Raw genomic sequence first — 12,169 nt, forward strand, 5'->3', positions numbered from 1 at the left:
TTAGTATTCATTTTTCAGTTAATAATCACTTTCACTTTTTAAACGATTCTTTCTAATATTTTCCAAGATAATGGGAAAATCTTTTTTACGACATATTCCTAATTGAAGACAACCAATTGGTGCATTGGGATGATATTCGCTTTCTTCATAAAGTTCATGCAGCATTTCAGGGATCTGCCTTTCAAACCTTACAGCTACAATATGATTATTTCCTATTGAAGTGCTTTCTGCTGGAATCCACCCATTCACTAAAGAATGAACAAGTTTAAATTCCTGATAAACAAATTTTTCTGGGTTACGAAAATCAAAAACACATCCTAAATCCGTAAGTAAAGGCCAAGCGGCAGAGGCTCTAAACGTTCCTAACAAAATTTCATTTTCAGCTTTAGACCAATTTATAAAATCATTATAGAAATCTGTTTTTAATCGATTTTCAAAACGCTTTTCTACAACATCTTTAACAGATTTAATTCCATTTCCTGAAAAATAACCATCAATTACAATAAACTCATCTTTAGGGTGAATTTGGTCTTCCATAAGATTTTAAACGAATTATTAAATTACAAGCCTTTCAAAACCTTACCAGAAATCATTCTGTCATTATCATAAATATCTTTTCGAAGCTCTACACTTTTAAAATCCATACTTTCTAATAAATCGGTCATTTCTTTTCCAAGATATTGATTGATTTCGAAATATAATTTTCCTTTTTCCACAAGGGCATTTTTTGCCAGCGAGGCAATTTTTCTATAAAAAATCAAGGCATCATGATCTTCAACAAAAAGCGCTAAATGCGGTTCGTAGTCCAAAACATTTTTTTTGATTTCTGCTTTTTCTAAATTTCGTACGTAAGGCGGATTAGAAACAATAACATCAAATTGACATCTCAGCTCCTCTTCCTTTAAGATATCCTGCATAACAAAAGTTACATCAACATTATTCCTAACCGCATTTCTTTTCGCAGTTTCAATTGCTTTTTTAGAAACATCTATAGCAACAACCTCGGCATTTGGAAGATTTTTAGCCAAAGAAATAGCAATACAGCCACTTCCTGTTCCAATATCCAGTATTTTTATTTTCTTAGATTTCTCTGGACTTGCATTTTCATTAATAATCCATTCTACCAATTCCTCAGTTTCTGGTCTTGGAATTAAAACATTCTCATTAACTTCAAAGTCCAAACCATAAAAATGTGTTTTTCCTAATAGATATTGAATAGGGACTTCTTTCTTCAAATGTTGCAAGATTTCATCCCATATCACAAAATCATTCTCATCAAATACCAACTCATGATTTAAAGCTAAATCAATCTGGCGAAGCTGGTGTTTATCTTCTAAAATCAAATAAAAAAAACTCTCTGCTTCGTACGCATCGTAAAAAGGAGATAATTCTTTAATAAACTGAGTACGATATTGTTTAATTTTCATTTTTATTTTTTGGGCATTTACATCAGTCCAAAACTGATATTTTATCTTTCAATAAGTCTTGACACTTTAAATTTGTTACATTAAAATCATAAAACTTTCAGCATCCATACCGGACAAGAATTGTGCCCAGTACACCCCATTGGGGCATCTAAATACTCAAAACCGGATTTTTTATACAGTTTCTGCGCTGCATGCATAAATGGCATGGTTTCAATATAACATTTTTTAAAACCAAATGCTCTTGCTTGTTCCAAACATTTGTCCATCATTTTAGTTCCAATTCCCAATCCTCTCGTTTTGGGAAGGAAATACATTTTCTGCAATTCACAAATTTCAGGATCTCCATTTTCTAAAGGCGCGATTCCAGCACAGCCCACAATTTCCCCATCATTTTCCACAACAAAATAGGCCGATTTCGTTTTACTATATTCCTCAAACATCAAATCTAAGTAAGGATCTTCGTATGCTGTTCCTACTTTTGGAATTTCCAATTCATCAAAAACAGATCTTATCAAACTTGCAACCGCCTGATTGTCTTCCTTTTTAATTGTCCTTATAAGCCAATTTACCATTTTTTTATTCTAAATCATTACAAATACAAAAGTAAATATACTTTTTTGATACTATTATAACTATCTGGATTGTTTCACAACTTAATCTTTTCGAGTTAGTGATAATCTTAAAATTAACTACTTTTGCAGTGTGAATATACATGAAAAATACATAAAACGCTGCATCGAACTGGCACAAAATGGACTTGGAACAACGTATCCGAATCCAATGGTTGGCAGTGTAATTGTTTATGAAGATAAGATTATTGGCGAAGGTTGGCATAAAAAAGCAGGTGAACCCCATGCCGAGGTAAATGCCGTTAAATCTGTAAAAGACAAATCACTGTTGAAAAAAGCTACAATTTATGTAAGCTTAGAGCCTTGCAGTCATTTTGGAAAAACTCCTCCTTGCTGTGATTTGATTATTGCAAATGAAATTCCGAATGTTGTGGTCGGCACAGTTGATCCTAACGAAAAAGTAGCTGGAAGGGGTATTTTAAAATTAATTGAAGCTGGAGCGAATGTTACTGTTGGAGTCTTAGAAGAGGAATGCAACGAACTGAATAAACGCTTTTTTACTTTCCATCAAAAAAAGAGACCGTATATCATTTTAAAATGGGCAGAAAGCCAAGACAGCTTTTTAGCGCCAGAAAAAGAAATCAATCAAGAACGCAAACCAATTTGGATTACGAATCAATATTCAAGACAATTGGTTCACAAATGGCGAACTGAAGAACAGGCCATTTTAGTTGGAACCCAAACCGTTGTTGATGACAATCCAAAATTAAATGCTCGAGATTGGAACGGTAACAATCCCGTTCGAGTTGTTATAGATCAAAATAATAGAATTGATGAAAACAGTTTTATTTTTGATAACTCTGTAAAAACTTTTGTTTTTTCTAAAGATTCAAAACCATCAAGAGAAAATACTCAATTTGAAGTAATTGATTTTGATAAAAATAGTATCCCTCAGGTTTTGGATGTTTTATATCAAAATCAAATTCAATCTATAATAATTGAAGGCGGAAGACAAACAATCCAATCTTTTATTGATGAAAATCTTTGGGATGAAGCGAGAATTTTTGTTGGAAAAACAAGTTTTCTAAACGGAACAAAAGCTCCAATTATTACAAGAAAAAACACCACAAAGACCAACATATTAAGTGACGAACTAATACAAATTAGAAATCATGATTAATGCGATAATTTTTGACTTTGGAGATATTTTCATCAATTTAGATAAACCTGCCACCATTTCTGGTTTACAAAAATTAGGAATGAAAGAATGGAATAATGAATTGGATCAATTAAATCTTTCTTTTGAAGTTGGTGCTATTTCTTCAGAAGATTTTATTGGCGGTTTTCAAAAACAACTGCCAAATGCTTCTAAAGAAGACATTTTGAGAGCATGGAATGCAGTTTTGGCAGATTTTCCTTTTTATCGTTTAGAGTTTCTCCAGGAGTTATCAAAAAAATACCGCTTGTTTTTGTTGAGCAATACCGACTCTATTCACATTAATACATTTGAAGAAAAAAGCGGAATTTCTTTTTACAAAGACTTTTATGCTTGTTTCGAAAAAGTCTATTTTTCGTTTGATATAGGAATGAGAAAACCAGACCCGAAAATCTATCAATTTGTTTTGGACCAAAATAATCTAGTTGCAGCAAACACTTTATTTGTTGACGATAAAACAGAAAATACCGACAGCGCTGCGTCTCTAGGAATTAAAGTTTGGAATCTTCAAGTTGGCAAAGAAGATGTTGTTGATCTATTTACCAAAGGATTATTGTAACACACTTTCTAGTAAAAAATATTTAGCCACAGATTAAAAGGATTAAAAAGATTTCTTTTTTGCTTTTTTAAAAGAAAATCTGTGAGAATCTTTTTAATCTGTGGCTAAAAAAAACTTAAACCCTTACAATTGGAAATTAACGATACTTATCAAACTATTGCATCTGCATCTGAAGAAATACTGTTTAAAGAAAAAGGCAGTAAATTCTTTGGCTATGCTTTTCCGATAGATCATGAAGATGAAGTAAAACCTATTATCGAGGAACTTAAAAAGCAACATCCACACGCAGTACACTATTGCTACGCTTACCAAATTGGTGTTGGAAATAAAATCTCGTATCGTGCCAACGACGATGGAGAACCAAGCAATACAGCCGGAGCCCCAATATACGGACAAATACAATCTTTTGGATTAACAAACGTTCTAGTTGTAGTCGTTCGTATTTTTGGCGGAGTAAAATTAGGCGTTGGCGGTTTAATTTCTGCATATCGAACAACTGCACAACAGACTTTGGAAGTTTGTGAAATCGTTGAAAAGACAATTGATGTCGAATTTTTAATTTCTTTTGATTACAAAAACATGAATAAAGTAATGCGAGTTATCAAAGAAAAGAAATTAGAAATCACTTCTCAGGAAATGGAAATGGATGAAATTTCTGAACTGCCAATTGGCAAAATTGTGACAAAAACACGAAAAAAAAATGCCGAAACAGTGTTCAGCATTTTTGATTTAATGTTCGAAATTGATATTAAAATTATATAATTTAACATCAAAATGAAGGCTGTTTTAACAGTTTTCATCAAGTGATTTGAATATGTCTAAAATGTATTCTGGAGGAGCTGTTGGACGACCCGTTTTTAACGCTACAAATACCAAAATAAATGTCGCAGTTGTTAATAACTCATTAGCCTCATTGTAAATTGCACAGTCAAATTCGATCTTCACCGAAGAGTGACTTTTGAAAGTCGTGTGAATTGTCAAAAGTTCGTCGTATCTCGCCGATTTTTTGTAATTGATGTTCATGTTGACAATTGGAAGACCAATACCGCTTTCTTCCATGCTTTTATACGAAACCCCTTTATTTCTAAGCCATTCCACGCGTCCAATTTCAAAATAAGGAACATAATTACCGTGATAAACGACTCCCATTTGGTCAGTTTCTGAGTAACGAACTCGTACTTGAGTCTGATGATTTTTCATTTATAAAATATTAAAAAAATTCGAATTTAAAAAGCCGTATTACAACTTTTTTTTATAAAATTAGATACCAAAATATTTTTTTTTACAGAAATTTGTTCACATATTTGTTATCCCGAAATACGGAATAAAATTGCTCCTATTTTATTAGGAGAATCTTTATAACAATAATAAAAATTTATCTGAATCTATGACTAAAACTGCTCAATCGGTATGGGAAAACTGTTTGTCCTTTATAAAGGATAATATTCAAGACCAAGCATATAAAACTTGGTTCGAACCAATCAAATCAGTTGAGCTAACCGATAACGCATTATACATTCAGGTTCCAAGTAAATTTTTCTACGAATGGCTCGAAGAGCATTACGTAAAATTATTGAAAGTTGCGCTTACCAAAGAACTGGGAAAAAACGCAAAGTTACTCTATAAAATTAAAATGGAGAACACTTATGGCAATAAACAGCCGTTTACCGAGCAGCTGCCAAGTGCCAACAGAGTGCCAATGAAACCGCAAGAGGTTGATGCTCCGTTTAAAAACTTAAATCCCGAACTAAAAAATCCGTTTGTAATTCCTGGAATTAGAAATTTAAAAATTGAGTCTCAGTTAAATCCGAACTATAGTTTTGATAATTTCTTAGAAGGAGATTCCAACCGTTTGGCTCGTTCTGCTGGTATGGCTGTTGCCAACAAACCTGGAGGAACTTCATTTAATCCGTTATTGATTTTTGGAGGAGTTGGTCTAGGAAAAACACACTTAGCGCATGCTATAGGTGTAGAAGTAAAAGATAAATATCCAGAAAAGACCGTTTTATATATTTCTGCTGAGATTTTTACACAGCAATACATTGATTCTGTAAAAAAGAATAATCGAAATGATTTTATTCACTTTTACCAATTAATTGATGTTTTAATTATTGATGACGTTCAGTTCTTGTCTGGAAAATCAGGAACACAAGATGTATTCTTCCATATTTTCAACTATTTACACCAAAACGGAAAACAAGTAATCTTAACTTCAGATAAAGCTCCTGTTGATATGCAGGATATCGAACAAAGATTATTGTCTCGTTTTAAATGGGGATTATCTGCAGAATTACATCAGCCTGATTACGAAACTCGTATCTCGATCTTAAAAAACATTTTATATCGTGATGGTGTTGAGATGCCTGAAGATATTTTAGAATATGTTGCTCGAAACATCAAATCTAATGTTAGAGAATTGGAAGGCGCCATTATTTCATTAATCGCTCAGTCTTCTTTCAACAAAAAAGAAGTTACGATTGAACTGGCAAAAAGTGTTGTAGAGAAATTTGTTAAAAACGTAAAGAGAGAAATCTCAATCGATTATATTCAAAAAATCGTTTCAGACTATTTCCAATTAGATATTGAAACACTTCAGTCTAAAACTCGAAAGAGGCACGTTGTACAAGCAAGACAACTAGCGATGTTCTTTGCTAAAAAATTCACAAAAGCTTCTTTGGCAAATATTGGTTCACAAATTGGAGACCGCGATCACGCAACTGTTCTTCATGCTTGCAAAACAGTCGATAATTTAGTTTCTACAGACAAACAATTTAAAAAGTTTGTTGAAGACATCAATAAAAAACTAACGCTTTAAGACGCACCATGCCTGTAAAGATCTTAATGGTTTGTTTAGGGAATATCTGCAGATCTCCTTTAGCCGAAGGAATTCTTGCTTCTAAACTACCCGAAGATAAATTCTTTGTTGATTCTGCTGGTACAGGTTCTTGGCATATTGGCCATTGTCCTGACAAACGTTCTATCGAAGTGGCCAAAAAAAACGGAATCCATATCGGCGAGCAAAAAGGGAGACAAATTCAAGTTTCTGATTTTGATGAATTCGATTATATATATGTAATGGATAATTCTAATTTTCGCGATGTACTTCATTTAGCTAAAACTCCAGAACACAGAAACAAAGTTCGTTTGATTTTAAACGATTTATTTCCAAACGAAAATGTCGATGTTCCAGATCCATATTACGGTTCAGTAAATGGCTTTGACAATGTTTACCAAATGCTAGACGAAGTAACCGATCTTATTGCAGATCAATTACTTAAAAAACACTCCTAATTCGATTCAATTGTTTCTAAAAAAGAAATAATTGAATTTTTTAATTTTAAAGAAAAAACACATGAAACTTCTCGGAAAATTATATTTAATTCCAACTACAATGGGCGAAAGCAATCCGATGGATGTTTTACCACAAACAGTAAGAAGAACGATAGAAGTTATTGACCATTATATTGTAGAAAACGACAAAACGGCAAGAAAATCTATAAAAGCAGTTTATCCCGAAAAAAAACAATCTGAATTGGTTCTTTTTACTTTAAACAAAAGAACAGAAACTAGCGAACATAATGATTTCATTAAACCTTTATTAGAAGGAAAAAGCATGGGTTTAATGAGCGAAGCAGGTTGTCCAGGCGTTGCCAATCCAGGTGCTGCAATTGTAAAATTGGCGCATGAAAAAGGAATTCAAGTTGTACCTTTAGTTGGTCCTTCTTCTATCCTATTGGCGATGATGGCTTCAGGAATGAACGGACAAAGTTTTACTTTCAACGGATATTTACCAATTGACAAAGACGAAAAAAAATCGGCAATTCGTCATTTTGAGAAACTATCTTATGACAAAAATCAATCGCAACTATTCATTGAGACTCCATACAGAAACAACAAACTGATTGAAGACCTTCTACAGATTTTAAGTCCTGCAACTCATCTTTGTATTGCGGCAGATATAACGCTTCCAACAGAATTCATAAAAACCATGAAAATTTCTGATTGGAAAAAGTTAAAAGTTGATTTAGATAAACGTCCTGCGATTTTTATTATTCATAAAATGTAAACTAACTTAAACCATCATGATGAAAAAACTTCTTCCGTTAATTTTGATTTGTTTTGTACAAAATAGTTTTTCTCAACACAAAGAACCAACTATTAAATCAGAATCCTGATGCAGTAGCCAACAGCAGTACAAATAATTTACGTGTAGATTCACAACCTGAATTCCCTGGCGGACCAGAAGCTTTATATAACGATTTTATAAAAAATAATTATAGAATGCCGATTGTGAAAAACTTAAAAGGAAAAGTGTATGTATCCTTTATGGTTGAAACAAATGGAACTTTAAGTGATATAAAAATTTTAAGAGACATTGGATATGGAACAGGTGAAGAAGCAATTAGGGTATTAAAATTATCTCCTAGATGGACTCCTGCAAAAAGAGACAACAAATATGTGAGATGGAACTATTCATTTCCTATAACTGTAAACGGTGTTGAACTAGATGAAGCCAAAGAATTTTATGATCGTAATAACACCAACCCAATTTCAGAAGTTATTGAGGATAAAAACGATGTTTATAATACTGCAGGCATAGAAGTTAAACCTGAATTTCCAGGAGGTCAAGAAGCATTGGAACGTTTTTTAAAAGATAATTTTAAAAACCCAAAAAAAGATCTAAAAGGTAAAGTATATGCCACTTTTATTATTGAAAAAGATGGATTGCTTAGTGATATAAAAACTATTCGAGATTTAGGATTTGGGACTAAAGAAGAAGCTATTCGGGTTTTAAAATTATCTCCTAAATGGAATCCTGGAAAACAAAATGAGAAGGTCGTTAGAGTTTTATACGCTATGCCTATAGTAGTAGATTAAATTTAACCACCTCTTCTTTTTCCAAAATCAAACTTCGCCATGAGCAAACTCCCAAACGTAACCACAAGCATATTCACGGTAATGTCAAAAATGGCGGCCGAGTACAATGCAATCAATCTTTCGCAGGGATTTCCAAATTTTCCTGTAGATGAAAGATTAACAGATATTATTGCCCGATTAGCAAAGGAAAACGTTCACCAATATACACCAATGGCAGGTTATCCGCCGTTGATGAACAAAATTGTGGCGTTAACCCAGAGTTCTTATAACAGAACAATTAATCCTGACACAGAACTTTTGGTTACCGCTGGAGCTACACAGGGAATTTTCACTACTATTTTGGCTTTAGTAAAAGAAAATGACGAAGTAATTATTCTCGATCCGAGTTATGATTCTTATGAGTCTCCAGTTTTACTTTGCAAAGCAAAACCCGTTCGAGTTGCACTAAATGACGATTACACACCAAATTGGGAAAGAATTGAAAAAGCTTGTTCTGCAAAAACCAGAATGATGATTATCAATAATCCACATAATCCAACAGGAAAAATTCTGACCGAAAATGATTTCGTTCAATTAAAAAATCTTCTTGAAAAATATCCGGATATTATCATTTTATCTGATGAAGTTTACGAATATATTACTTTCGAAGAAAAACATATTTCTGCACATACAAAAGATTTCCTTTTAGATCGTTGTGTGATGGTTTCTTCTTTTGGAAAATCATTTCATATAACAGGATGGAAAATTGGTTATACCATTGCTCCAGAACATTTAATGAAAGAAATTAAAAAAGTGCATCAATTTTTAGTTTTTAGTGTAAACAGCATTTCCCAGTTTGCTATAAGCGAATATTTAGATGTTGTTGACGTTAATCTTCTTGGAAAATTCTATCAAGAAAAAGAGATTACTTTCAGAAACTGCTTCAGAATAGCCGTTTTGAACTGAAAGCTTGTGAAGGAACTTATTTTCAAGTTGCTTCTTATGCTAACATTTCAGACGAAGACGATGTTACTTTCTGCAAAAATCTTATTACTAAACACGGAGTTGCTGCAATTCCTATTTCAACCTTCTATTCAGATCATAAAGATCAAAAATTAATTCGTTTTTGTTTCGCAAAGGATAACTTCACATTAGAGTCTGCAAGCAAAAAAATTATCTGAAATATAATTTTTTTCAAAATTTTATAACATTATTATGCATGCATCCTATTTTATTTAACTAATATTGCAAAAAAAGAAAAAAGTATGAGCTACACAGATAAGATGTTACGTGATGATGCTTTACAAGGCAAAGTCATTGTCGTTACAGGCGGCGGAAGCGGTTTAGGTAAAGCTATGACCAAATATTTTCTCGAATTAGGAGCTCAAGTAGCCATAACTTCTAGAGATCTAGAAAAGTTAAAAACTACAGCTGCTGAACTGGAAAGTCAAACGGGAGGTAAATGTCTTCCTCTTCAATGTGATGTTCGTCATTACGAAGAAGTAGAAAATATGCTTCAAGAGACTTTAAAAGCTTTCGGAAAAGTAGATGTTCTTTTAAATAATGCAGCAGGGAATTTCATTTCTCCAACAGAAAGACTATCTGCAAATGCATTTGACACTGTGATAGATATCGTACTTAAAGGTTCTAAAAACTGTACGTTGGCTTTTGGAAAACACTGGATCGATACGAAACAAACTTCTGCTACGATTTTAAATATTGTTACAACTTACGCTTGGACAGGATCTGCTTATGTTGTTCCTAGTGCTACAGCAAAAGCGGGAGTTTTGGCCATGACAAGAAGTCTTGCTGTAGAATGGGCTAAATATGGAATCCGTTCTAACGCCATTGCTCCAGGCACCATTTCCAACTAAAGGAGCTTGGGACAGATTATTACCAGGAGATCTTTCAGAGAAATTTGACATGGCGAAAAAAGTGCCTTTAAAGAGAGTTGGAGATCATCAAGAATTGGCCAATTTAGCTGCTTATTTAGTTTCCGATTTCTCTTCATACATCAATGGAGATGTAATTACAATTGATGGAGGCGAATGGTTAAAAGGCGCTGGACAATTCAACTTGTTAGAAGCAATTCCAGAAGAACTTTGGGATCAGCTTGAAATGATGATTAAAGCAAAAAAGAATAAATAATTACAAGTGCTTACTAAATTCAGAATATTTTTTTAAACTATACTGATTGCACGAAATCCCGAAGGTTTACTTTCGGGATTTTTTTTATATTTTTTGCCATATAAGTAATATAATTTCAGTTAAGTAACATTTTGTTTAAACATTTTCTAGCTTAATTTTACTTACAGTACTTATATGGTTAAATTACATTAAATGTTTAGCGATTCAGTTAAATTATTATTTTTGCGAAACAAATATCAAACAAAAATTTTATGCTCATTATAGGAATTGCAGGAGGAACAGGAAGTGGAAAAACAACAGTAGTACACCAAATCATGAACGAATTGCCACATACAGAAGTTGGGGTAATTTCTCAAGATTCTTATTATAAACAAACTGATAATTTATCGTTTGACGAAAGAGCATTAATCAACTTTGATCACCCAAGAGCAATTGATTTCGAATTATTGGTTAAGCATTTAAAAGCGCTAAAAGCAGGTGAAACAATTGACCAACCTGTTTATTCTTTTATTCAGCACAACAGAACAGACGATACCGTTTCGACACATCCTAGAAAAGTAATGATTGTAGAAGGAATTTTAATTCTAACAAATCCAGAATTGAGAGATATGTTTGATATTAAAGTTTTTGTTCACGCCGATTCTGATGAAAGATTAATTCGCCGTTTAAAAAGAGATATTTCAGAAAGAGGACGCGATATTGATGAAGTTTTAAACCGTTACCAAACGACTTTAAAACCTATGCATGAGCAATTTATAGAACCTTCTAAAGCTTTTGCAGACATCATTATCCCGAATGACAAATACAATACGGTAGCAATAGATGTAGTTCGCGCTGTAATTAATCAGAGAATTTCATAATTTTTATCGTAAATTTAAACCATAATAATTAGAAGCTGATTCCCGCTATTCGTTACAAATGGAGTTTACTGAACTCCAATAAAAATAAAAATTAAGTGAAGTAATCTTTTGTGCCGAACCCCGGCACAAAAGGATTTTCACTACTATCGGGGCTAAAGACAACACTCAAATTCAAAAGAAATATTCGTTTAAAAATGAAATTTAAAATTCCATACAAAGACAGAAAATGGTTCAAATACCTAGGAAACAAATACGTTTGGGTTTTGCTATTTTTTATTGTTTGGATGTTATTTCTAGACAATTACTCCTATTTTGATCATCGCTTTTTAGATGAGCAAATTCATGAACTTGAGGATAATAAAAAGTATTATCAGGACGAGATCAAAAAAGATCAAGAGCAGATCAAACAGCTCAAAAATCCTGAACAAATTGAGAAATACGCTCGCGAAAAGTATTTCATGAAAAAAGACAGTGAGGATATTTATATCATTCAATTTGAAGGAGACACGATTCAAGAAAAAGAATAATCAAAC

13 protein-coding genes and 2 pseudogenes are annotated in these 12,169 nt (G+C 32.7%); 11 read left to right on the top strand and 4 right to left on the bottom strand.

Features of this window, described 5'->3' with window-relative positions:
• Window positions 1-18: 18 nt before the first annotated feature.
• The 3 genes from ACPWTF_RS07380 to ACPWTF_RS07390 all read right to left on the bottom strand — a co-directional run bounded on the left by ACPWTF_RS07380 (window position 19) and on the right by ACPWTF_RS07390 (window position 1,999).
• A complete protein-coding gene (locus ACPWTF_RS07380) occupies window positions 19-537 on the bottom strand; it encodes a hypothetical protein (RefSeq protein WP_427874998.1) in 519 nt (172 codons plus the stop codon).
• A 23-nt stretch (window positions 538-560) separates the two neighbouring features.
• Window positions 561-1,427 carry a peptide chain release factor N(5)-glutamine methyltransferase gene (gene prmC, locus ACPWTF_RS07385; protein WP_427874999.1) on the bottom strand — a complete coding sequence of 289 codons (867 nt, stop codon included), beginning with the start codon at window positions 1,425-1,427 and terminating at the stop codon, window positions 561-563.
• An 86-nt stretch (window positions 1,428-1,513) separates the two neighbouring features.
• Entirely contained in the window at window positions 1,514-1,999 is a 486-nt protein-coding gene (locus ACPWTF_RS07390; protein WP_427875000.1) for a GNAT family N-acetyltransferase, read from the bottom strand.
• Between the two features lie 130 nt (window positions 2,000-2,129).
• On the opposite strand from ACPWTF_RS07390, the gene ribD reads away from it, so the two are divergent.
• The 3 genes from ribD to ACPWTF_RS07405 all read left to right on the top strand — a co-directional run bounded on the left by ribD (window position 2,130) and on the right by ACPWTF_RS07405 (window position 4,533).
• Complete coding sequence (ribD, locus tag ACPWTF_RS07395; protein WP_427875001.1) at window positions 2,130-3,176, top strand: bifunctional diaminohydroxyphosphoribosylaminopyrimidine deaminase/5-amino-6-(5-phosphoribosylamino)uracil reductase RibD; 1,047 nt, start codon at window positions 2,130-2,132, stop codon at window positions 3,174-3,176.
• Complete coding sequence (locus tag ACPWTF_RS07400; protein WP_427875002.1) at window positions 3,169-3,771, top strand: HAD family hydrolase; 603 nt, start codon at window positions 3,169-3,171, stop codon at window positions 3,769-3,771. Before ribD ends, ACPWTF_RS07400 begins: the two co-directional genes overlap by 8 nt.
• A 129-nt stretch (window positions 3,772-3,900) precedes the next feature.
• A complete protein-coding gene (locus ACPWTF_RS07405; protein ID WP_427875003.1) occupies window positions 3,901-4,533 on the top strand; it encodes an IMPACT family protein in 633 nt (210 codons plus the stop codon).
• A 24-nt stretch (window positions 4,534-4,557) separates the two neighbouring features.
• Here ACPWTF_RS07405 and ACPWTF_RS07410 read toward each other — a convergent pair whose 3' ends face one another.
• Window positions 4,558-4,971: an acyl-CoA thioesterase gene (locus ACPWTF_RS07410; RefSeq protein WP_274254115.1), complete on the bottom strand. Its 414-nt coding sequence runs from the start codon at window positions 4,969-4,971 to the stop codon at window positions 4,558-4,560.
• A gap of 187 nt (window positions 4,972-5,158) precedes the next feature.
• Here ACPWTF_RS07410 and dnaA point away from each other — a divergent pair, with 187 nt between their 5' ends.
• The 8 genes and pseudogenes from dnaA to ACPWTF_RS07450 all read left to right on the top strand — a co-directional run bounded on the left by dnaA (window position 5,159) and on the right by ACPWTF_RS07450 (window position 12,163).
• Window positions 5,159-6,586 carry a chromosomal replication initiator protein DnaA gene (gene dnaA / locus ACPWTF_RS07415; RefSeq protein WP_095931847.1) on the top strand — a complete coding sequence of 476 codons (1,428 nt, stop codon included), beginning with the start codon at window positions 5,159-5,161 and terminating at the stop codon, window positions 6,584-6,586.
• A gap of 8 nt (window positions 6,587-6,594) precedes the next feature.
• On the top strand, window positions 6,595-7,062 hold the full coding sequence (locus ACPWTF_RS07420) for a low molecular weight protein-tyrosine-phosphatase (RefSeq protein WP_427875005.1): 468 nt from the start codon (window positions 6,595-6,597) through the stop codon (window positions 7,060-7,062).
• Between the two features lie 61 nt (window positions 7,063-7,123).
• Window positions 7,124-7,837: an SAM-dependent methyltransferase gene (locus ACPWTF_RS07425; RefSeq protein ID WP_427875742.1), complete on the top strand. Its 714-nt coding sequence runs from the start codon at window positions 7,124-7,126 to the stop codon at window positions 7,835-7,837.
• A gap of 53 nt (window positions 7,838-7,890) precedes the next feature.
• Window positions 7,891-8,649, top strand: a complete 759-nt coding sequence (locus tag ACPWTF_RS07430; RefSeq protein ID WP_427875006.1) for an energy transducer TonB — start codon at window positions 7,891-7,893, stop codon at window positions 8,647-8,649.
• A gap of 39 nt (window positions 8,650-8,688) precedes the next feature.
• A pseudogene (locus ACPWTF_RS07435) lies at window positions 8,689-9,809 on the top strand (methionine aminotransferase).
• 84 nt (window positions 9,810-9,893) lie between these two features.
• A pseudogene (locus ACPWTF_RS07440) lies at window positions 9,894-10,776 on the top strand (SDR family oxidoreductase).
• A gap of 251 nt (window positions 10,777-11,027) precedes the next feature.
• Window positions 11,028-11,636, top strand: a complete 609-nt coding sequence (gene udk / locus ACPWTF_RS07445; protein ID WP_250837162.1) for a uridine kinase — start codon at window positions 11,028-11,030, stop codon at window positions 11,634-11,636.
• 194 nt (window positions 11,637-11,830) lie between these two features.
• The gene (locus tag ACPWTF_RS07450; RefSeq protein WP_095931869.1) at window positions 11,831-12,163 is read left to right on the top strand and encodes an FtsB family cell division protein; all 333 of its coding nucleotides are present in this window, start codon (window positions 11,831-11,833) and stop codon (window positions 12,161-12,163) included.
• Window positions 12,164-12,169 lie beyond the last annotated feature (6 nt).

This window comes from Flavobacterium sp. MMS24-S5 (assembly GCF_050320125.1).
Classification (GTDB): Bacteria; Bacteroidota; Bacteroidia; order Flavobacteriales; family Flavobacteriaceae; genus Flavobacterium; species Flavobacterium tyrosinilyticum.